Origin of the sequence: Dickeya oryzae (genome assembly GCF_009372235.1) — a bacterium.
Lineage (GTDB): Bacteria > Pseudomonadota > Gammaproteobacteria > Enterobacterales > Enterobacteriaceae > Dickeya > Dickeya oryzae.
The window spans coordinates 25,476-47,709 of record NZ_SULL01000016.1 but is presented as its reverse complement, the minus strand read 5'-3'; the positions used below and the strand labels follow the sequence as shown (position 1 = coordinate 47,709).

20 protein-coding genes and 1 tRNA gene are annotated in these 22,234 nt (G+C 57.1%); 10 read left to right on the top strand and 11 right to left on the bottom strand.

What is annotated here, in order from left to right:
* Window positions 1-58: 58 nt before the first annotated feature.
* From FAZ14_RS17195 to FAZ14_RS17175, 5 genes are read right to left on the bottom strand one after another with little or no spacing between them, the layout of a single operon-like run.
* Entirely contained in the window at window positions 59-922 is an 864-nt protein-coding gene (locus tag FAZ14_RS17195) for an endonuclease/exonuclease/phosphatase family protein (protein ID WP_038925673.1), read from the bottom strand.
* 27 nt (window positions 923-949) lie between these two features.
* Window positions 950-2,053 carry an ABC transporter ATP-binding protein gene (locus FAZ14_RS17190; protein ID WP_038925727.1) on the bottom strand — a complete coding sequence of 368 codons (1,104 nt, stop codon included), beginning with the start codon at window positions 2,051-2,053 and terminating at the stop codon, window positions 950-952.
* Window positions 2,054-2,056: 3 nt separating this feature from the next.
* Window positions 2,057-3,103 (bottom strand): carbohydrate ABC transporter permease, encoded by a 1,047-nt coding sequence (locus FAZ14_RS17185; protein WP_038925672.1) that lies wholly within the window; start codon window positions 3,101-3,103, stop codon window positions 2,057-2,059.
* Entirely contained in the window at window positions 3,100-4,017 is a 918-nt protein-coding gene (locus tag FAZ14_RS17180) for a carbohydrate ABC transporter permease (protein ID WP_050567054.1), read from the bottom strand. The genes FAZ14_RS17185 and FAZ14_RS17180 overlap by 4 nt, the downstream gene beginning before the upstream one ends.
* A gap of 52 nt (window positions 4,018-4,069) precedes the next feature.
* On the bottom strand, window positions 4,070-5,440 hold the full coding sequence (locus FAZ14_RS17175) for an extracellular solute-binding protein (protein WP_153508930.1): 1,371 nt from the start codon (window positions 5,438-5,440) through the stop codon (window positions 4,070-4,072).
* A 100-nt stretch (window positions 5,441-5,540) separates the two neighbouring features.
* On the opposite strand from FAZ14_RS17175, the gene FAZ14_RS17170 reads away from it, so the two are divergent.
* The gene (locus FAZ14_RS17170; RefSeq protein ID WP_153508929.1) at window positions 5,541-6,644 is read left to right on the top strand and encodes an ROK family transcriptional regulator; all 1,104 of its coding nucleotides are present in this window, start codon (window positions 5,541-5,543) and stop codon (window positions 6,642-6,644) included.
* A 24-nt stretch (window positions 6,645-6,668) separates the two neighbouring features.
* Here the strand turns inward: FAZ14_RS17170 and FAZ14_RS17165 are convergent, their stop codons facing one another.
* Window positions 6,669-6,950 (bottom strand): hypothetical protein, encoded by a 282-nt coding sequence (locus FAZ14_RS17165; protein ID WP_016942729.1) that lies wholly within the window; start codon window positions 6,948-6,950, stop codon window positions 6,669-6,671.
* Between the two features lie 371 nt (window positions 6,951-7,321).
* On the opposite strand from FAZ14_RS17165, the gene FAZ14_RS17160 reads away from it, so the two are divergent.
* The 3 genes from FAZ14_RS17160 (at window position 7,322) to FAZ14_RS17150 (ending at window position 10,669) form a co-directional block, all read left to right on the top strand.
* Window positions 7,322-8,692, top strand: coding sequence for a D-serine ammonia-lyase (locus FAZ14_RS17160; RefSeq protein WP_153508928.1), 1,371 nt, complete (start codon window positions 7,322-7,324; stop codon window positions 8,690-8,692).
* Between the two features lie 24 nt (window positions 8,693-8,716).
* Entirely contained in the window at window positions 8,717-9,181 is a 465-nt protein-coding gene (locus FAZ14_RS17155) for a GNAT family N-acetyltransferase (RefSeq protein WP_038925667.1), read from the top strand.
* Window positions 9,182-9,388: 207 nt separating this feature from the next.
* Entirely contained in the window at window positions 9,389-10,669 is a 1,281-nt protein-coding gene (locus FAZ14_RS17150; protein ID WP_016942726.1) for a histidine-type phosphatase, read from the top strand.
* Between the two features lie 117 nt (window positions 10,670-10,786).
* On the opposite strand, the gene FAZ14_RS17145 is transcribed toward FAZ14_RS17150, so the two are convergent.
* From FAZ14_RS17145 to FAZ14_RS17135, 3 genes are all read right to left on the bottom strand, one after another.
* Window positions 10,787-11,956: an MFS transporter gene (locus tag FAZ14_RS17145; protein WP_033581453.1), complete on the bottom strand. Its 1,170-nt coding sequence runs from the start codon at window positions 11,954-11,956 to the stop codon at window positions 10,787-10,789.
* 167 nt (window positions 11,957-12,123) lie between these two features.
* Window positions 12,124-13,014 carry a LysR family transcriptional regulator gene (locus tag FAZ14_RS17140; RefSeq protein ID WP_153508927.1) on the bottom strand — a complete coding sequence of 297 codons (891 nt, stop codon included), beginning with the start codon at window positions 13,012-13,014 and terminating at the stop codon, window positions 12,124-12,126.
* A 30-nt stretch (window positions 13,015-13,044) separates the two neighbouring features.
* A complete protein-coding gene (locus FAZ14_RS17135) occupies window positions 13,045-14,226 on the bottom strand; it encodes an MFS transporter (RefSeq protein WP_016942724.1) in 1,182 nt (393 codons plus the stop codon).
* A gap of 231 nt (window positions 14,227-14,457) precedes the next feature.
* On the opposite strand from FAZ14_RS17135, the gene FAZ14_RS17130 reads away from it, so the two are divergent.
* From FAZ14_RS17130 to FAZ14_RS17120, 3 genes are read left to right on the top strand one after another with little or no spacing between them, the layout of a single operon-like run.
* Complete coding sequence (locus FAZ14_RS17130; protein WP_016942723.1) at window positions 14,458-15,066, top strand: iron-containing redox enzyme family protein; 609 nt, start codon at window positions 14,458-14,460, stop codon at window positions 15,064-15,066.
* Between the two features lie 3 nt (window positions 15,067-15,069).
* The gene (locus FAZ14_RS17125; RefSeq protein ID WP_038925666.1) at window positions 15,070-15,864 is read left to right on the top strand and encodes an SDR family oxidoreductase; all 795 of its coding nucleotides are present in this window, start codon (window positions 15,070-15,072) and stop codon (window positions 15,862-15,864) included.
* A gap of 11 nt (window positions 15,865-15,875) precedes the next feature.
* Complete coding sequence (locus tag FAZ14_RS17120; protein WP_038925665.1) at window positions 15,876-16,499, top strand: tetratricopeptide repeat protein; 624 nt, start codon at window positions 15,876-15,878, stop codon at window positions 16,497-16,499.
* A gap of 451 nt (window positions 16,500-16,950) precedes the next feature.
* Here the strand turns inward: FAZ14_RS17120 and FAZ14_RS17115 are convergent.
* Window positions 16,951-17,027, bottom strand: a tRNA-Pro gene (locus tag FAZ14_RS17115).
* Window positions 17,028-17,169: 142 nt separating this feature from the next.
* Window positions 17,170-18,855 carry an NAD-dependent DNA ligase LigB gene (gene ligB / locus FAZ14_RS17110; protein WP_016942720.1) on the bottom strand — a complete coding sequence of 562 codons (1,686 nt, stop codon included), beginning with the start codon at window positions 18,853-18,855 and terminating at the stop codon, window positions 17,170-17,172.
* A 292-nt stretch (window positions 18,856-19,147) separates the two neighbouring features.
* On the opposite strand from ligB, the gene gmk reads away from it, so the two are divergent.
* From gmk to spoT, 3 genes are read left to right on the top strand one after another with little or no spacing between them, the layout of a single operon-like run.
* Window positions 19,148-19,771, top strand: coding sequence for a guanylate kinase (gene gmk, locus FAZ14_RS17105; protein WP_038925663.1), 624 nt, complete (start codon window positions 19,148-19,150; stop codon window positions 19,769-19,771).
* Between the two features lie 54 nt (window positions 19,772-19,825).
* Window positions 19,826-20,101, top strand: coding sequence for a DNA-directed RNA polymerase subunit omega (gene rpoZ / locus FAZ14_RS17100; RefSeq protein WP_012886708.1), 276 nt, complete (start codon window positions 19,826-19,828; stop codon window positions 20,099-20,101).
* 24 nt (window positions 20,102-20,125) lie between these two features.
* Window positions 20,126-22,228, top strand: a complete 2,103-nt coding sequence (spoT, locus tag FAZ14_RS17095; protein WP_016942718.1) for a bifunctional GTP diphosphokinase/guanosine-3',5'-bis pyrophosphate 3'-pyrophosphohydrolase — start codon at window positions 20,126-20,128, stop codon at window positions 22,226-22,228.
* Window positions 22,229-22,234: the final 6 nt, after the last annotated feature.

Genomic DNA, 22,234 nt, shown 5'->3' with positions numbered 1-22,234 from the left:
ACATCACCTTTACAGCAGGCCATCTGCGCGGAAAACAGGCAGATGGCCTGCTTAGCGGTTATTGCAGTTCAACCCACAGTGGGTGGTGATCGGAACCCTGATTCTCCGTATCGACCCAGCAACGGCGTACCGTCAGCCCCAGTGAAGGCGTCAGCAGGCAATGATCGATCCGGCCGCCGACATTCGGGTGGGTAGAGCCGCTACTCTCCAACTGGCCTGCCGCAACCCAGGCATCCATCAGCCCGCGATGACAGACCAACCGACCGTGATGCGGCGACACCGGCCCCACCAAATGGCGGTATTCGTCGCTGTCCGGCAGGCAGTTCAAATCGCCCATCAGGATCATCTCCTGTGGCATCACCGGCATGCGGCCTTCGGTCCAGCCAGCCGTCGGGTCAGGATGACCACCGCACCAGGCACCGCCTTCCTCCGGGGCGCGGGCAAAAATCCCCAACATCGCATCTACCTGTGGTAAGCGTGTCTCGGTACACAGGTGACTGAGGTGGGTGTTATAAACGCGGATCGCCCCGCCATCGGTGTCGACCACCGTTTCCAGCACGCCTTGCTGAATCGAATGCTGGGTGAGTGTACCGAATTTCGGCAATGGGAAGTTGCGGCTGGACAGGATCGGCCTGCGCGACAACGTCAGGGTACCAAACTGGCGACGGCGGTTGAGAACCTGGCCATCCTCGGCCACCGTACTCGCGTCCATATCCAGATTAGCGCCATACACCCAGTGATACTCACCCAGCAACGCGGCCAGTTCCGCCGGTTGGTCCGTCATACCGGAGCGTTGCCAGAAGCGTTCTACTTCCTGCATACAGATGATATCCGCACCGCGCACTTCGTCGGCAATGCGAGCCAGATCGTAACGGCCATCGCGGCCAAGACCGTATTGAATGTTATAGCTGACAATGAGCATGAGGCAACCTGTTGGTAGAGAAGGAGATTAACCTGCCGTCCGGCAGGCGGGAAAGTCATCGGCGGGCAGCACCACACCGACATCACAAAGCCGATTACCGTCGGCACCAAACAGCAGCAGCGTGTCTGCCGACAGCGATACTCCGACGCACATCCCCGCGTCATACTGCGCTATTGAACCGGCTATCAACGCCTGCAAGGGGCCAAGCGAGGTGTGCAGGCGGTAGAGGATTTCCCGACCCATCGGTTCAACGTGTTCGATACGCCCCATCAACAGCCCGGGAGCCGCAGGCTTCAGCGTGACGTCTTCCGGTCGGATACCGAGCGTCACGGCCCCCTGATACGCCGATGACAGTTCCCAACCGACCTCACCCACCGTCAACTGATGTCCACTGACGTACCCCGGCAGCAGACAAATCGGCGGCGAGCCGATAAAGCTGGCGACAAAGGTATTAGCGGGCTGGCGATAGAGCTGTTGCGGGGTGCCGATTTGCTCCACCCGCCCTTGATTCATACAGATAATGCGGCTGGCGAGCGTCATCGCCTCCAGCTGGTCATGGGTGACCATCAATGTGGTGGCGCGCGAACGGGCATGAATCGCTTTCAGTTCGGTACGCATTGTCATACGCAAGGTGGCATCAAGGTTGGATAGCGGTTCATCCAGTAATAGCAGCGACGGCCGTTTTACCAGCGCGCGCGCCAGCGCCACCCGCTGTTGCTGACCACCGGACAGTGCCGATGGTTTGCGATCCAGCAGTTCCGATACCTGCACCAGTGCGGCCGCTTCCCGCACCCGCTGGTCACGCCCGGCACGCTCGTCGGGTTTAAAACGCAGCGGGAACGCAATGTTGTCGTACACATTCAGATGCGGGTAGAGCGCGTAAGACTGGAACACCACGCCAACATTGCGATCACGCGCATCAACGCCATTAACCCGCTGACCGTCGAACAGAATCTGTCCTTGTGTCGGCGCATACAGCCCGGCCAGCAAAAATAAGGTGGTGGATTTACCACACCCCGATGGCCCGAGGATCGCCACAAACTCGCCATCAGCCAGCGTCAGATTCACCGGGTGCAACACCGGCGTATCGCCCCAGGCTTTGGTTACACCATCAAGCACAATCTCTGCCATCATTCAGCCTTTAATTCCGCCAACGCTCATCTGCGTCAGGTATTGTTGGGTTAACAGGTACAACGCCAGTACCGGCAGGATATAGACGACGCCGACGGCAGCAATCAGCCCGGAATCTGCGCCCATACTGTCTTGTGATGCCCAGAACAGGTACAGGCTCATGGTCATCCTGCTGCTGTCAATCAGCAGGGTGCGCACAAAAATGTACTCCTCCCAGCCGCGCAAAAAGGCAAAGGTGGCGATAGCGATGATGCCGCCGGTCACCTGTGGCAACACCACCAGCCGGAATGCCTGAAAACGACTGGCACCGTCGGTAATGGCGCTCATTTCGATATCCCACGACACGCCGTCGAAAAAATTCTTCATCACGAAAATGGCGAACGGCAGCTCAAGGGCGCACATCACCAGCATCACCCCCCACAGACTGTTGAGCAGCCCCATCCAGTAAAGCTGAATAAAAATCGCCACCGTCAGCGCCATCACCGGAAAAGCGTGTAGTAATAACAAGGCTTTCAGTACCCCTTCGCGCCGTCGAAAGCCAAGCCGGGATAAGGCATAGGCGGCTGGTACCGCCAGTACAGTCACCAACACCGTATGGCCGGTCGCAAACAGCAGCGAATTGCCCAACGCCGTCCAGACAGACGGCAACGTACCACTCTGTACACCGGTGGCCTGCACATCCGGGTTCCATAAAAAACGGTAGTTGTGGAATGTCAGTTCGGGGGCGACCCACAAACCGCACACCAGTAATGCCGCCAGACCAACCAGCCAGCGCAAACGGCGGGCATGCTGTTCGGTACGCGCCCGCCAGGCGATCGCCAACAACAAGGCGTAGGCCAGCGCGGCAATCGTCAGTAATCGCCACAGCACCTGATACTCGCTACCACCATCCCGATGGGTAAACGAGATAGCCAACAACCACAGATACGGCGTCACAATCGGTATCGATACCAGCGTCAGAAACAGCACCACGCTCGCCAGAAATCCCACCCGATTCCAGCGTGAACGCGCCGCCTGACGCGTCCAGTCAACCGCGTTCATCGTCGTCATCGCATCACCTCAATACGTGGCGGAGAAAACTGCGCACGCATGTTCATCATCCGCCACTGCAACAGCGTCAGCAGCCCACCGAAGACCATCAACCCCAGCGCCAGCATCGCGCCATAACCATAAGCACCGGACTCGAACGCCCGCCGGTAGATATAAAGGGCATAGGTGGTGGTGTCGTACACCGGGCCACCGCCGGTAATCAGCAAGATGTACTCGTAGGTCACCATCAGCGACAGCGCCTGATACAGCGCAATAAAGCACACCGGGCTTTTTAACGCTGGCAGCACCACATGACGAATCACCGACCACTCGCCAGCACCATCAACACGTGCGGCATGCCACAGGTGAGCCGGAATAGCGCGAATGGTGGAAGCAAGGATCACCATGGCAAAAGACGCCCCCACCAGACCGTTAGCCACCACAATCAACACCATCGGATGGTCATTACGCAGGTTGAGCGGCGGCAGCCCGAATAAGCCGACCACCACCTGATTGATCAGGCTGTGGGGCGACGGGTCCGCCGCCCAAATCCACAACAGCGCGTACAACACCGAGGGGGAAATACGCGGCAAAAACCAGATACCGCGAAACAATGCTCCCAACGCAGGCGGCACCGCCGTGGTGGCAATCGCCAGCACAATCCCCAGCCCCAGGTTGAACAACAGCAGCGTACTGACCACATACACCAGTGTGGTCAGCAAGATAGCGGGCAGGCGCTTGTCCGACACCAGCAACCGCATCAGGTTGTCGGTACCAAAGGCGCTTATCTGCACGTTGCTGCCCATATCGCTAAACGCAATCACCACATTGAGCAGCATCGGCGCGACAAAAAACACCGCCAGCACCGAGATGGCCGGGGCCAGCCAATGCGCCGGATGTACCCCAGCCGTGCGGTTCGACAACGTCACAGACATACACCACCTCGTTCATCAACGTGGATAACACTCGCGCCCACGATGCCTGCCATCAATGCAGGCTATCGACGATTTCCACATCCTTGCCCAACTGGGTTTCCAGTTCGTCGGCAATAAAGTCCACCGCCTGCGCTGGCGTCATCCGTTTGGTTTCCACCGCCTGCAAGCCTTTAAACAGCACGCGGTTGTAGTCGCCAAATCGGGCGTGATTCGGCACGAAGGTAATATTTTTCATCATCTTGCCGGCTTCACTCAGCGCCCAGTTATCGGTGTACTGCGGCATGGCGGCCTGAGCGTGGCTGATAGCGGTGTGATAGGAGCTGATGTCGTGGCGATTGTTGTAGTAAGGCAGGCTGGCGATAGCCACCAACTGCGCCGCCAGATCCTTATACTGGCTCTTGTTGCTGACCACGTAAGCGATAGGGTGCGACAGGTTGGCAGGTTTACCGCCTCTCACCAACGCCGGAGCGGCAATCCAGCCAATCTTGTGGGTGTATCCCGCTTTATCGGCAGGCCACGCCGGGCCAAAGCTATCGTTCACTTGCCAGGCCATCGCCCAAATCCCTTGATGGAACAGGAAGGCTTTTTCCTGCTTGAACGCCGTCTGGATAGCGTCCCAGCTCATGGCGGTGTTATCGGTCGGCGTGACACCCGCTGCGACATTGCGGGCATACCAGCTGAGGGCTGCCTGGGTTTCTTTTTTCGCAAATAACAGTTTGCCAGTCTTCTCACCCATAAATCTGGCACCGCACGCGGCAAACACCATCAGGTAATCGATACCGACATTCGGGCGGTGCAACATGCCGATTGGCGCTACCTGACGGTCGACCACCTCTTTGGCCAGCGCCGTCAGGTCATCCAGCGTGAAATCGCCGCTGTCGACACGGGCAGGCAGGCTATCGATAAACGTTTCGTCTTTGCCAATCTTGCGCAGCATGTCCTTGTTATAGAAAAACATGCGGATTTCCGCATCCTGCGGTATGCCGTACACCTTGCCCTGATACTTCATCGCCTCCCACAATACCGGCAGAATATCGGCGTACACCCACGGGTTGGCTTTGATTTGCCCATCCATCGGCATGGCGTAACCATTGCGGGCGAACTCGCCAATCCACTCGTGCGGCAGCAGCACAATATCCGGCCCCTGATTCACACCGAAGGCTTTCAGCGTATCCAGCGCCAGATCATCCCAGCCTTGTACCGCGCTGGCATGGGAATCGATAACTATTTTGCGATCCACACCCGCATCGGCGAATTGCTGGTTGAGCACCGCCGCCGCCTCTTCGATATTGACGGTGCGCATCGGCGCGTTTCTGTCATTCAGGGTCCAGAGCTTGAGTTTGATAACATCCGCTACCGCCGTGTGGGCCATTAGCCCGCTCACCAGTAACGCTGTCAGGGATAACGAGACAAGTTTACGCACGGGTACCATCCTGTTATTGGGGTTGACGAATTAATTAAGTAGCTTAATTATATTGCAGACGTATGAAGGAAACCGGACAGAACCGGGACAACGGATACCCATGGAAAAGCGAGAACTCACCACCACCCACCGCAAGCTGCTGGGGTTGCTGCGCCGCTCTGGCAGCCTGTCACGCAGCGCCCTGGCCGCCGCCAGCGGCCTGACGACCGCCGCCGTCAGTATGATGACCAGAGACATGCTCAACCTTGGCCTGCTGGAAGAGAGCGACCGGGCTCAGGGGCGGCGTGGCCCGCCACAAATCAACCTGCGACCAGCGGCTCAGGCAGGCTATGTGCTGGGGGTGTACGCGGAATACGACCTGATTTGCCTGATTCTGATGGATTACGCCGGGCAAGCCGTGGCACACACCACTCTGCGTGGTGATTTTCGGCGGGTGGCGTCAGTCGCGGATACGCTGGCCAATGCGATTAACAGCCAGCTTGATGCCATACCACAGGCACGCGAACGGCTGCTGGCTGTCAGCCTGGCACTGCCCGCCCGCTTTGACGGCGGAGCCATGCCTGTGTGGATAGCCCCCGGTCTGGCGGCCTGGCGCGGGGTCGATATCGCCCGGCAATTGAGTGAACGGCTGGGCTGCCCGGTGTTGGTGGAAAACGACGCCAACTGCGCCGCCATCGGCGAACTGCATTTTGGTTCCGCCGCCCCGGATGACAGCTTTTTTTACCTGTATATCGGTAAAGGGATTGGCGGCGCCCTGATCTTCAACGGTGAGCTCCACCGAGGCCGACAGGGTAACGCCGGTGAGATAGGCGCACTGCGCACACGCGCGCAATCACGCCCGTCGTTTGACGATCTGCATGATTACCTGCAAGCGGCAGGCGAGTCGTTGCCCGCCACGACGACCGATGCCAACTGGCAAACTCTGGCAGACTCGCCTGCCGGAGTGCGCTGGGTCCAACGTGCGGCGGGCGAACTGTATCAGCTACTCTATGCCGTCACCGCGCTGCTCGACCCACCCAGCCTTTATCTGGGCGGGACTTTGCCCACCCCGTTCATGGTGGGTTTGCAAGCCGCCGTCATGGCGCAGGCACCTGCGCCGGACGATGACGCACCACTCATGCTGCCGCCGGTGAGCCTCTCCACGCTACCCACACAACATAGCGCCGCTTTCGGCGCTGCTGCGCTGGCATTGAGCCAGTACTGAAAACAACAAAAACTGCCGCCACACTTACTGCGGCGGGCACCGCCACCGCATGTCGATACACGGATTGTGCTTATCACTGTCAGCCATCGGATGTGACGGCACACAGCCGCCGCTCATCGTCTCCAACGTGTTTGTCGTTCCATTGGCCGGGTGCGCCAGTAGAGACTCCATCACAATTCGACGAATCTCCGCCCGCTGCGCCTCGGTGAATGCATGGCTGCCATCAGCCGGATAAGGTGCGATAGCCAGCCCGTATAATGGCAGCAGCATGAGTAGTGTGCCTGCCACCAGTCTGTTGACGTTCATGGTGACGTCCTCTGCGTTAGGAGACACGCTATGGCAGGCTCACTCCCCCCTGAAATGAACCTGCCGCACAGCGCATCTGAGCTGTATCAAAGCCCATGATTTCGCCCCCGACACGACGTTCAACCCGCCTTTGGTTGACGCCGCCCCGCCCGGGGACACGTCATCAGATTACGAGCCAGACGGTAAATTTGTCGTAAAAGCCGTTTGTGCGGGTATAAAAATTCTGTATAGAGAGCCAGAAAATCTATCCATATGATTATAAAGGAAATAATAAAAACAGCCTCTCAGCCGCCATGCCGACGGGTAAAACCCTGTCAATGCAGGCATGATAAATAACAGGGTAGGAAAAACGATGCAGACAGGAGACCACGATGACAGGTGATGCCTTGCACGGTAAAACGTTGCAGCAATGGTTCCATGACTTTCCACTACTGGCCCCCCTGGTGAGTCGCCAGCCGGTATGTTGGTTCAACCCGGCAGCAGCATCCGTACATGAGGCGTTGGGTGATGTGCCACTCACCCACGCCGACGTGACCGATGCCAGTCAGCGGTTACAGCGGTTTGCGCCCTTCCTGCAACACGCCTTTTCGGAATTGCAAGCCAGTGGCGGCATCATCGAGTCCGAGCTGGTGGCGGTGCCGACATTCGCGGCGGCGGTCGCCCGACAGGCTGGTTTGGATACGCCGCCGTCGGTATTGCTGAAGCTGGACAGTCATTTGCCGGTCGCTGGGTCCGTTAAAGCCCGCGGCGGTATTTACGAGGTTCTGTTCCATGCGGAACAACTGGCGTTGGGCCACGGTTTGTTGCGCGAAGACGATGACTATCGTCGCTTACTGGACGACGACTGCCAACAGTATTTCCGTCGCCATAAAGTCGCTGTCGGCTCCACCGGCAATCTGGGTATGTCCATTGGCATCACCAGCGCCCGACTGGGGTTTGATACCACCGTACATATGTCCGCCGACGCCCGTCAGTGGAAAAAAGACCGGCTACGCGCACACGGTGTGCGGGTGGTGGAATACGACGGCGATTATGGCCAGGCGGTGGCACAAGGCCGCCGGGAAGCCCAGTCCGACCCGCTGTGTCACTTTATCGACGATGAGAACTCCACCTCGCTGTTTCTTGGCTACGCCGTAGCGGGCGAGCGGCTAAAAGCACAGTTTGCCGCACAAGGCCGGGTGGTGGACATCGATCATCCGCTCTTCGTTTACCTGCCGTGCGGCGTCGGCGGTGCACCCGGCGGTATCAGCTTTGGGTTGAAGCTGGCGTTTGGCGATCACGTACACTGTATTTTTGCCGAGCCCACCGAATCGCCCTGCATGCTCATGGGCGTTTACACTGGTTTGCACGATAAGCTGGCGGTGCAGGATTTCGGCATCAGTAACCATACCGCCGCCGACGGGCTGGCGGTCGGTCGTCCTTCCGGTTTTGTCGGCAAGGCCATGCAACGACTCATCGATGGTTACTACACGCTGACGGATGACGAGATGCTGGCATTGCTGCATACCATGCACGACACACAGCAGATTCTGCTGGAGCCGTCGGCACTGGCAGGCGCGCCGGGCTTTCTGCGTCTGTTGCAGGAAGATCAGGGCTACCGCCAGCGTGCCCCGCTCACACCACCGCGTTGTCAGCAAGGCACGCATGTTATCTGGGCCACTGGCGGCGGCATGGTGCCGCCAGACGAAATGGCACACTACCTGCAGGCTGGTGCCGCCTGCCGCCAGTCGGCCACGCGGTAAGCAAACACAAAGGACACGCCGTTCATGCCTCTTATTGATTTTACACCGGCGGATTACCCACGGCTGATTCACTGGATAGACAGCGCCGGGCTGAATCTACTGTGGGGCGGCCCCAGCTACTCATTTCCGCTTACCGCTACACAGATTGCCGATCATCTGGCCCATCCCCAGTTTGCGCCATACCTGTTCGAACATCAGGGCGATATTGTGGGGTTCGTCGAGCTAAATCAGGTGGAGCCGGGTCACAGCCGCCTGTGCCGGGTATTTATCGACCCGGCCTGCCGCGGCCGTGGGCTGGCACAAGAAATGCTGCGGGCGGCTATCCACCGGGCAGTACAGCACTATCAAGCCCACACGGTGTCGCTCTCTGTGTTTAGCCATAATCACAGTGCGCTGCGCTGTTATCAGTCGCTCGGCTTTCACGCCACGGCCACGACTCCGTATGGCAGCCAGGGACTGGCATTGACCACGATGCGCCTGACGCTGTGATGCCATGGTTTCCGACACATCCCGGCGTTTTCTTTTTTTCTTTCAGCTCCGTGACCGACCCGAAAGTGGCAGCGATATTTTTCCTGCCATAATTTTGTTTACAGATTGAAAGAAAATCCTTGTTTATTAGATAGAAAAATAGGTTTCCCGCTGCCGCCGTCATGTCACGCTGGTGGCGACTAAAAAACATGTACCTGAGGATTCATTATGGTATTCACACGCAAGATCATCGCCGGGCTGCTGCTCTCGGCGCTTCCCTGGCTGGGGGCGCAGGCAGAAACCACGTCGTCAGGCTGGACGCTGGAAAAAGTGGTGGAGGTCAGTCGCCACGGTGTTCGTCCACCGACTGAAGGTAATGTTAAAACCATTCAGCAAGGCACCGATCGCCAATGGCCGACCTGGCTGACCCATTACGGCGAACTGACCGGCCACGGCTACGCGGCAGCGGTGTTAAAAGGGCACTACGAGGGGCAGTACCTGCGCCAGCATGGGTTACTGAGTCAGGCTTGTCCGGCTCCCGGCGATGTGTTCGTCTGGGCCAGTCCGCTACAACGCACACGGGAAACCGCGATGGCGCTGATGGACGGCGTGTTCCCCGGTTGTGGTGTGGCAATTCAAGGCCCTGAGGATGAAGACAACGACCCGCTGTTTCATGCCGAGACGGCAGGCGTGAAGCTCGATCAGCAACAGGTGAAAGCCGACCTGCAAAACGCGATGCAGGACAAAAGCGCCGCACAAATTCAGGCGCAATGGCAACCGGCTATCGATCGTCTGAAACAGGCGGTCTGCCTGCCGGATAAACCCTGCCCGGCGTTCAGCACCCCCTGGGAAGTGAAAGAGAATAAAAAAGGGAATATTTCTCTGCGCGGCCCTGGGGCGCTGGCCAATATGGCGGAGACCATTCGGCTGTCCTACAGCAACAATAATCCACTCAGTGAGGTGGCCTTCGGTCATGCTAAAACCGCCGCAGAAGTGGCAGCGCTGATGCCACTTCTGACCGCCAATTACGACTTCACCAACGATCTGCCCTACGTGGCTCGCCGCGGTGCGTCGGTACTGATGAACCAGATAGCGCTGGCGCTCAACACCGGGCATCAGGCCGATGCCCCACCAGATGTCAAATGGCTGCTGTATGTGGCGCATGACACCAACATCGCCAAACTGCGTACGATGCTGGGCTTTACCTGGCAGATGGGCGACTATCCGCGCGGCAATATCCCGCCCGCAGGTAGCCTTATCTTCGAACGCTGGCGCAATCAGCAGTCTGGTCAGCGTGTTGTGCGTATCTATTTCCAGGCACAATCGCTGGATCAGATTCGTGGGCTGACTGCGCTGGATGACAGCCACCCGCCGTTACGCAGCGAGTTCTCGATGCCTGACTGTCAGAAAACCGATATCGGCACCCTGTGCCCGTATGACGCGGTGATGAAGCGCCTTAACGACGCGGTGGACCGTACCGCGCTGCTGCCAGTGCGCTACACGCCGTAAAAACCCGCCATACCTCAAGTTGCCGTACCGGTATCGCGTTGTCGTACCAGTGTCGCGTTGCAGTACCACCGGTAATTGTCGTACTGTATGGCCATCACGGGCGGGACCCGCCCGTGATTAACGACGGCTGGCGGCTACCAGCGCCAACAACGCGACCCCGCCAGCAAACAACGTCACCGGTAACCATCCGCCTGCCTGCCAGGCCGCCATCGCCCCACTGGACCCCAGCGCCCCACCAAGAAACATACCGCCCATAAACAAGGTATTGATACGACCGCGCGCAGCAGGCTGAAGCCCATAAATCACATGTTGATGAGCAATCAACGCGCTCTGTACCCCAAGGTCCAGCAGCACCACGCCGACAATCAGGCCCGCCACCGTTCCCCACAAACCGATAACGCCCCACGCCAGCAACGTCAGCAACGCCCCCAGCAAAATCACCGGCCGACTGCCGATACTGTCTGCCAGCCGTCCTGCCACCGGGGCGGCCGTAATCCCCGCTACACCGATGACGCCAAACAAACCTGCCGCCGCCGCACCGAGCGGATGGCTGCCGCTGGCAAGATACAGCGCCAGAATGCTCCAGAATGCGCTAAACGATGCGAATAGCGCGCCCTGAATCCAGGTCGCACGACGCAACATTGGCTCTGCACGCCACAACGTCAGCAGCGAACGCATCAACGAACGCCAGGACAACACGGATGATGACGACAACACGGGTAACATGCGCCCCATCAGCACCGCACCGGCCAACGCCAGCGGCACACTCAGCCAGAACATGGCGCGCCAGCCAGCAGCATCCGCCACTAACCCGGCCAGCGTCCGGCTGAGCAAAATACCGCTCAATAATCCGCTCATCACCGTACCGACCACAGCCCCACGCTGGCCTTCGCCCGCTATCGTCGCGGCAACCGGCACAATCTGCTGAGCGACCGTCGCCCCCACACCAATCAATACCGACGCGGCCAGCAACACCGGTGCCGATGGTGCCAACGCCGCCAGCACCGAGGCCAATGCCAACAGTAAAAATTGCCAGACAATCAGCCGCCGACGCTCAAATTTATCCCCCAACGGTACCAGCATCAGCAATCCCAACGCGTAACCCAGTTGGGTGGCGGTGGGGATCATGGATGTCGCACTGCTGCCAGGAAAACTGGCGGTGATAAGGCCAAGCATCGGCTGGTTGTAATAAATATTGGCGACTGCCGCGCCGCTGGCGGCGGCCATCGCAAAAATCAGCGGTTTCCCCGTTCTTACGGTGTCATCGCTGTACGATAATGTGCTCATGGTTATCTCCGTGGTTGCCTGTCTGACGGTCATTTTCCCCTCAGGCCGCAGGCAACATCATGCGGTACGGCATGGGGGGCAGGCTCAGAATAGGGAAAGCGACTTCATCGCAGAAGACAGCCATCTGCCATAATAGTTATTCCAGAATGGAATGGATGAAGGAAGACTCAGGCAGGCGCGGATAAATGGCGGGCCACAAACTCGGTAAATGCCTGAGCACGGGCTGAGGTTAACCGGCCGCCGGGGTAAACCGCCCACACATCCCTCACACCGATATGCCAGTCGGTCAGCGCGGTGACCACCGCACCGTTCGCCAGCTCTGGCGCAAACATCCACGCCGAGGCTACCGTCAACCCATTGTCGGCCAGCACCGCTTCCCGCACGCCTTCCGCCGCCGTAGTACGGATACGTCCGGACAGCGTCACCCTTTGCTGCCGGTCACCCTTCTGGAAGCAAACACTACCCGGCGCTTCATCTTGCAGGTAGATAACCGCATCATGGTGTTCCAATGCGTCGGGTGATGTGGGTGTACCGTGGGCCGCGAAATACGCCGGTGTTGCCAGCAACCGCATCGGTGCCGACCCTATCTTTCGGGCGGTCAATCCGGAGTCTTTCAGGTCACCGACTCGCAACGCGACATCAATACCTTCAGCAATCAAATCCACCGGACGATCATCCAGAATGATGTCAGCCTTCAGGTTCGGATGCTGCGACAAAAACACATGCAGATGAGGCAGGACATGCAAGCGGGCAAAGGTCACAGGGGCCGACACCCGCAAATAGCCGCTCAGCTCGCCGTTGCCACCGCGCACGGCATCCTTCGCCTCCTGCAATTGCCGCAGTGCCGGAGCGACCTGGCGATAAAACTGCTGCCCGGCTTCCGTGGGCGTCAGGCCGCGGGTGGAACGCAACAACAATTTGACGGCCAGTTGCTGCTCAAGCTGCATGATAGCTTTAGAGATGGCTGGCTGGCCGATACCCAGACGGCACGACGCCGCAGAAAAAGACCCGCACTCGTACACACAGACAAAGGTTTCCAGCGTTACCAGACGATCCATTTTCTCCTCCGGTGATTCACTCCCCCAGCACTACTCCGCCACTTCCTGATTTGCTGTTTTGTCGGCGTAGCGCGTCGTCATCGTCGGCAAGGCGTTAGCCGCCAGAAACAGTAATCCCAGTAACACCAGAATCGCGATAAGCCCATCACGGCCGTACCACTGCATCAGCGAACCGCTCACCAGCGGCCCACTGAAGCTGCCAACACCCCACAGCACACCGAACAGCGCGTTGATCGCCACCAAATCGACGCCGCTGAACCACTTACCCGCCCGCACCAGCGACAAGGTATAAATACTGCCCGCTACGGCACCCAGCAAAAAAACGTTCGCCCACACCCAGCCGGTACCGTAGCTAAACGGCAAACCCGCCAGCATCAGCACGAACATCCCGCCACAGGCAAGGTGTACCCGTACCGTACCCAGCTTGTCGGATATCCAGCCCAGTGGCACCTGCAATAAGGCATCGCCGATAAACAGCACGGTGACCAGCAGCACGGCCAGCGACTCCTCGTAACCGTGCGCCATGCCGTACAGTGGCAGCATTGACAGGACTGCGCCGTCAAAAAAAGCGAAGGCAAACACCGCCATTGCCAGTGCAGGGGCGGCCAGTAACAAAGAAAACAGGTTATGCTGCCGATGCGCGCTCAGCGCCAACCGGGAAAATGACGCACCGGGCACCATCAGCAGGCATGCGCCATGCAGTGCCAGAATCAGCAACAACCCGGTTGGGTCATCCAGCCCTGTCAGGGAGATCAGCAACGGCCCCAGCAGTTGCAGACCGGTAAACGCGGTAGCGTACAGCCCGACCAGTACCCCACGGCGATGCTCGGCGGTATGGCCACTGACCCAGGATTCGCCAATGACGATAATCAGGCCGCAGCAAAACCCCATCATAAAACGGGGAACCGCCAGCAGCGCGACATTATCGAGATAAAACGACAACGTCAGGCTTATCCCCATTCCCCACGTCGACAACGCCAGCAACCGGCCAACCGGCAGGCGCATCGCTACCGGTGCAGCGACCCATGAAGAGACAAACACGCCTATCGCCGGTAGTGCGGACATCATGCCGGTCAGTGCAGAACCGTATCCCAGCGCCGTGAGTTTCAACGTCACCAGCGGGATGGAATACCCCTGAACCAGCCCCACCAACGAGGCGCTGGTCATCACCACCAGAATCGCCAGTTGATGCGCACGGCGCGATGTCGACATGCTTTTTCTCCGTTGTGTCATTTCTGTCATTACGTATCGGGCGCTCAGTATAGCGGATGTCAGCCTTCTCTTTGGGATATCCGCATCGCCTGCAGATTTTGACGTCAAATCCGCGAGTAAAACGATTTTTTAATCGTCTTAAGTCTCTCTTAATGCTCCCTCGCTAGCATGACACCATCGCATCCTTAGCGGCCGCTTTCCGACTGTCAACGCGCCATTCAGGAGTAAGACATGAGCTTTTACCAACAACTACAATCCGCTACCTGTACCTCGCAGCAGCTTATGATGTCCGCGCCGGTTATTCACGCCTGCCGCCAGGGGACCATTACCGGGGAGATGTACGTTGCGTTTCTAACGCAGATTTATCATCACGTCAGTTATACCGTGCCACTGTTGATGGCCGCGAGCGGGCGTGTCCCCCAGCATCAGGAGTGGGCACGTCAGGCACTGACGGCGTACCTCGACGCCGAATATGGCTACAAGGCGTCGCTTCGCCGCAAAATTCGAGCCTGCGGTGTTGAAATGGATACCTGGCGTCAGCGTGCGGTCGCGGAGTGGATCGAGTTGATGGCCGCTTACTTTTACGATCAGATCCAGCGCGGCAACCCCATGAGCATCTTCGGACTGATGCACGTACTGGAAGGTCTCAATCTCAACATTACGACCAGCACCACAGGTCAATCGCCATCACGGGCTCCGACGAATCAGACGCCGCTTCCTTGCTTTGCCACACTGATGGATAACATTAACGACTCAGCCGATCAGGCCGCCATCATCCACGCCGCTCATGTGGTTTATCGGCTGTACGGCGATATGCTGCGCAGCCTCACGGAGCACTAAGCTATGAAACTCGACAATAAACGTATTCTATTAACTGGCGCCAGCAGCAACCTGGGTCAGGACCTGGCACTGGCACTGGCCGCCAAAGGTGCCAGATTATATTTGGTGGGCCGTAACGAGCAGGCGTTGCTGGCATTACAGCGCAGACTGCCTGATCCCGGTCATCACAATATTTTGCTGGCAGACCTCTGTAACGAACAGGATCTCGACGCGCTGGCGGAGTGTTTTCCGGAAAACGCCAGGCTGGACGTGTTGATTAACAATACTGACACCTCGACCTTTAGCTCGTTTAACGATCAAAGCCACGACACGATTCGCCAACAGCTCATGCTAAATACCGAGGCACCGATCCTGCTCACCCATGCGTTGCTCGGCTGTATCAACACGCCCGGCATTATCATGAATATTGGCTCCACGCTGGATGGGATAGGCTACCCTGGATACAGCGTCTATTGCGCCAGCAAATTCGCTTTACGCGGATTTAGTGAGGCACTGCACCGCGAACTGTCATCAAAAGGCGTTAAAGTATTGCACCTTGCTCCCAGGGCCGTCGATGCCAAAGGCGATACCTCCACCGCCAGCAGGCTGATTCAGGAACTGGGCTATCGCAGCGACCGCCCTGACTGGGTAGCGGATCGCGTGGTTAACGCGCTGGAGCGGGAAAGGTTACGCCAATGGCTGGGGTGGCCTGAAAAAGTGTTTGTGGCGCTCAATGCACTGTTGCCCAACGTGGTGGATAAAGCCATCCGGCGCCAGTTAGCCGTTATCCAGCGTTATATAACATTGCCAAAAAAATAGGGAAATCGTACATGACTCTGCGTTCGATGGTGCTACTGTTTAGCGGATTACTGGCAACCGGCATGGCCTATGCAGGCGATATGTCGATGGATATTCACCGGCAATGGTCAGTCTGCCAGTACAGAACACCAGCGAGCATGAAAGAAGCCTGTTTCGCCACACTCAGCCAGCAGGCGCAGGAACTGGCAGAAAATTACCCCAACCGCGCGGATTACCTGATCTCATCAGCAATGGTGGAGAGTAGCTGGGCGGGCGTTAAAGACGGTATGGAAGCGCTCAATCTGGCCGGGCAAGCCAAAAGCCTGCTGGAACAAGCCATTGTTATCGATCCACAGGCACTCAATGGCGCGGCTTACACTATCCTCGGGGTACTGTATTATCAGGTGCCGGGCTGGCCGCTCGGGTTTGGTGACGATAAAAAAGCAGAGCGATACCTCAAAACCGCCTTGAAAATGAACCCCACCAGCATTGACGCTAACTTTTTTTACGGCGACTTTCTGCTGAAAGCCGGGCGCAAAAGCGAAGCCAGACAATACCTGTCCACCGCACTGACTGTCGCGCCGCGTCCGGGGCGTGAAATTGCCGACCAGGGGCGTCGCGCCGAGGCCGAAAAGGCGCTGGCGCAGTTGAGATAGCAGCAACGCCCCCTTCGTTCAACCTACACGGTGGTTTCGAGCCACGTCGGCCATTGCCGAACCGACTGGCATTCTCCCGTGTCGTTTTTTTCACCTTTTATTGATACATTCAGATTAAAACAGCTCACATTTTCGCGAGAAAATGGGACAGCTGGCCGCCTTAATGTAAATAAAGGTGAAAGCCAACAAAAATACGTTACCACTGGCTATAAATAGAATAAAAACAAAAAACTATATAAAAAAACAGGCGGGTTATCTGCGGAAAAAACAGCGTACTTCACACAAAAGTAACAGAGAAATAGCGTCTACCATAAGGTTCAGGATAGTGAAGTCTGAAAAGCAAAGAAACCGACGAAAAAAACACCAAATAAAACGACAAAAACAAAAAAACTCGCTATCGGTAAGATGCGAGTTTCATGTCAACGATAACCGGGTTTTATCGTTTTAAAAATGGTCGGTGAGAGAGGATTCGAACCTCCGACCCCTTCGTCCCGAACGAAGTGCGCTACCAGGCTGCGCCACTCACCGAATGCGGGGCGCATATTACTGCTCCCCTACTATAGCGTCAATCCTTTTTCATCGGCTTTTTTATAAAAGCCGACAGGTTGATGACAAAGTGTCCGGCCCGGCAACCAAACGCCGTATACGCGCCTGAACGCGCTTATTCCGGTCATGATTTCACGCCTTGCTCATTAAGCCACGTCAGTTGACGGACTATCTCGGGGTGGTGCAGAAAATCCCGAATACGTTGCGCTCGTCGCACACCAATCCCCGAAAATTGCTGCCATTGTGCGACAGATCGTTGCTGTAATTGTTCGAACGAAGCGCCATCCAACGCCTGTCTGGCACTGGATGGCAACGGCAACCCTAACGCCAGCAACCACTGACGCAACGGCTGGCGACGCGCCCGCTGGAACTGACGATAAATCCGCTCTACATATTGTTTATCAACATCACCGCCTGCCGCCAGTTGCGCAGGCTCAAGCGCCAGCCAGGAAACGACATCGACGACCTTACCCTGCTGTATCAGCCGTCGCCAGGTGCCCTCACTGATACCGCTGAGCGACAGCCCATTACGTCCGCTCATCCACACCAGTCGGGCCAGAAACTGCGGCTGGCACGCTTTACTCCATTGCAAGCAACTGAATACATCAAAAGATGACGCCGCCGGGACGCTAATCGGCTCACGTACCGCCCCGCGCCATACCACGGCGTCCAGCCGGGGAATCCCCAATCCTGCCAGACTGATGCTGACCCGATCACCCGGTAATACATCCCACTGCCGCCAGCGGGAAACCGAACCGAGATTGACCCGACTCACGTTCTTGTCATCCAGCATCATGGGCTTTACCTGCAGCACGACCGTCATTCTGCCAGTACGCCCGATCTCGACATCAACACCGGTCACTTCCGTTACCCGATTCACCAGCGGGTATTTCCAGGCTATGGCCCACTCAGCTGGCGTATCCTGCCAGTAACGCCCGGTGGGTTCCTGCGACTGATGCAATACCACACCATCTGTTACAAACGGCAGCGGCGCTTGATACCAGCGTTCCCGCCATCGCGCCGCCTCGTCAAAGGAAGCAATGGGCTGGGTGTAGTCTGCCGTTAGCCCAAATCCCAGTTCCCGTAATGCTGCAAGCCTCGTCGGCATGTCTGCCGGGCCGTCAGGCCAGGCCCAGATGAACACGCGAAGGCGAGACAGCAACGGTGACGGCTGTTTTCGTCGCATTTCACCTGCGACCTGAGCCCGCGCATTGATGCCGCCAGTCTGCTGTTGCCGATGCGCCGTCACTGACAAATACAGCTCCCCCTGCAATACCAGACGCCCATACATGTCGGAAAGTTGCTGCGGCACAGCATCCATCTGGCGCACTTTATCTGTCCAGTCCTCACCCTGACGACCATTGCCGCGACTGATGGCGCTCACCAATTTTCCTTGTTCATACACCAGCGTCACCGCGACACCATCGATTTTAGGTTGTATCCACAGGTCACGATGCTGAGCTATCCACTGTTTCAGTTCCGCCGGTTCAGTCAGTTTTTTCAGACCGGTATGCGCCACCGGATGCGGTTGCTTACCACTTGATGGCAGGCTAACCGCAAAACCGTCGGCGTCCGCCTGAAAACACACCTGCCAGGTTGCCAGCGTTTGACGCAGTTGATCATAGACCTGATCGTCAATCAGGCTCTGACCCCGTTCATAATAGGCCTTGTCCCACTGCGTCAGTTGTTGCCCCAACTGGTCTACCTCCTGTTCAGCCCGTGCGGCAGACCATGCCGGACAAGGCTCCGCCTTTACCAATCCGCAGGCCACAAGCCACAACATGACTGCCAACGCGTATCGATATCGCATCGCTTTTCCTCCCTGAGCGAAAACCCAGGCATTAATCCGCAGACAGTCAGAAAATACGAGCGTAAAAATCAGGTGATGCAAAGCAAGCCGCACAGTATTGGGCGCGTTGCAGCAAGCGGCAGAAAAACAGGAAAGCAGCCCGCAAAGTAAAAAAAGGTGGGGTGACAGATAACAGGTGGAGTATCAGGCTGTGTTTCACCACGCGACGGCCTACACAGCGGCGTGTATAATGCGGAAAAACGCGCAACTGGTTGCATCTCTTCTTCCATCTTTATCAGACGCAGAATTCACTATGGCTCAAGGCACGTTGTATATTGTTTCCGCCCCCAGTGGTGCAGGGAAATCCAGTTTGATTCATGCGCTGTTGAAAACACAGCCGCTCTATGACACCCAGGTTTCCATTTCGCACACCACACGCGCCATGCGTCCGGGTGAAGTTCACGGTGAACACTATTTCTTCGTGCCGACTGATGAATTCCAGCAGATGATCGCAGCGGATGACTTTCTGGAATACGCTGAGGTTTTCGGCAATTATTACGGTACGTCCCGCGCCGCTATCGAGCAGGTGCTCTCCACCGGCGTTGACGTTTTTCTGGACATTGACTGGCAGGGTGCACGCCAGATTCGCGAACGCATGCCGCAAGCCCGCAGTGTCTTCATTCTGCCGCCTTCACAAGATGAACTGGAACGTCGCCTGCGCGGGCGCGGCCAGGACAGCGAAGAAGTCATTGCCCGCCGGATGAAACAGGCGGTGGCAGAAATGAGTCACTACGCCGAATACGATTATCTTATTGTGAATGACGATTTCGATCTGGCATTACTGGATCTGAAAACCATTATTCGCGCTGAGCGTCTGCGCCTGAGCCGTCAGAAAGTTCGACATGACGCTTTAATCACCAAACTATTGGCAGACTGACGGCACTTTCAGTATGATGCCCAGTCATTTTATTTCCCCACTGGAGTACACACTATGGCACGCGTAACTGTTCAGGACGCTGTAGAAAAAATTGGTAACCGTTTTGACCTGGTGCTGGTCGCCGCTCGTCGCGCCCGTCAGATCCAGGTGGGTGGCAAAGATCCACTGGTTCCGGAAGAAAACGATAAGTACACCGTGATTGCCCTGCGCGAAATTGAAGAAGGCCTGATCAACGGCCAGATTCTGGATACCCGTGAGCGCCAGGAACAACAGGAACAGGAAGCAGCGGAAATTCAGGCAGTTACCGCCATCGCTGAAGGTCGTCGTTAATTCGCATTCGGTCGTGAGTCGCCCTTGTATCTGTTTGAAAGCCTCAATCTGCTGATTCAGCGTTATCTGCCGGAAGACCAGATAAAACGTCTCAAGCAGGCTTATCTCGTTGCACGTGACGCTCACGAGGGCCAGACACGCTCCAGCGGTGAGCCCTATATCACGCATCCGGTGGCAGTAGCCTGTATTTTGGCTGAAATGCGTCTCGACTATGAAACGCTGATGGCCGCCTTGCTGCATGATGTCATCGAAGATACGCCCGCCACCTATCAGGATATGGAACAGCTGTTCGGCAAAAGCGTCGCTGAACTGGTGGAAGGCGTCTCCAAGCTGGATAAGCTGAAATTCCGCGATAAGAAAGAGGCGCAGGCGGAAAACTTCCGCAAAATGATCATGGCGATGGTGCAGGATATTCGCGTCATTCTGATCAAACTGGCCGACCGCACCCACAATATGCGAACGCTGGGATCGTTGCGTCCAGACAAACGTCGACGCATCGCCCGGGAAACGCTGGAAATCTATAGTCCGCTCGCGCACCGTCTCGGTATTCATCATCTGAAAACCGAACTCGAAGAGCTGGGCTTTGAAGCGCTCTACCCCAACCGTTATCGGGTCATTAAAGAGGTGGTGAAAGCCGCCCGCGGCAACCGTAAGGAGATGATTCAAAAGATCCTCTCCGAAATTGAAGGGCGTTTGAAAGAAGCAGGTATCAGTTGTCGCGTCAGCGGCCGCGAAAAGCATCTGTACTCCATTTATTGCAAGATGCACCTGAAAGAACAGCGCTTCCATTCCATTATGGATATCTATGCCTTTCGGGTAATCGTGCGGGAAGTCGATACCTGTTATCGCGTGCTGGGGCAGGTACACAGCTTATATAAACCGCGCCCGGGCCGGGTGAAAGACTATATCGCCATCCCTAAAGCGAACGGCTATCAGTCGCTTCATACTTCCCTTATCGGGCCACATGGCGTGCCAGTTGAAGTCCAGATCCGTACTGAGGACATGGACCAGATGGCAGAAATGGGGGTTGCCGCGCACTGGGCTTACAAAGAAGGCGAAAGCAGCAGTACCACGGCACAGGTGCGCGCTCAACGCTGGATGCAAAGCCTGCTGGAACTACAGCAAAGCGCCGGGAGCTCTTTCGAATTCATCGAAAGCGTTAAATCTGACCTGTTCCCAGACGAAATTTACGTGTTCACGCCAGAAGGCCGCATTGTCGAGCTGCCTGCCGGTGCGACACCGGTGGACTTCGCTTACGCGGTACACACCGATATCGGCCACGCTTGCGTCGGCGCTCGCGTCGATCGCCAGCCTTATCCGCTGTCTCAGGCGTTGTCCAGCGGGCAAACCATCGAAATCATCACCGCACCGGGCGCTCGTCCAAACGCTGCCTGGCTCAACTTTGTCGTCAGTTCCAAAGCACGCGCCAAGATTCGCCAGATGCTGAAAAACCTCAAGCGTGACGACTCTGTCAGCCTGGGGCGTCGTCTGATTAACCATGCATTGGGCAGCGGCCGTAAACTGTCCGACATTCCAGAGCAAAACATTCAGCGAGAGCTGGAGCGTATGAAGCTCGCTTCTCTGGATGACCTGCTGGCGGAAATCGGTCTGGGTAATGCCATGAGCGTGGTGGTAGCGCGTAATCTGCTGGAAGAGCGTGCTGAAAACGGCACGACCGGCATTCGCAAACTGCCAATCAAGGGTGCCGACGGCGTCTTGATCACCTTCGCTAAGTGCTGTCGCCCCATCCCTGGCGACCCGATTATCGCGCATGTCAGCCCCGGCAAAGGGCTGGTGATTCATCATGAATCCTGCCGCAACATCCGTGGCTACCAGAAAGAACCTGAGAAATTCATGGCGGTAGAGTGGGATGAGGTCACCGAGCAAGATTTCATGACCGAAATCAAGGTCGACATGTTCAACCATCAGGGGGCATTGGCCAACCTGACGGCGGCGATCAGCGCATCGAACTCCAATATTCAGAGTATCAACACCGAAGAACGAGATGGCCGGGTGTACAGCGCCTTTATCCGCCTCACCACACGCGACCGTATCCATCTTGCGAATATTATGCGCAAGATCCGCGTGATGCCGGACGTGATTAAAGTCAACCGTAACCGAAATTAGCCAGTT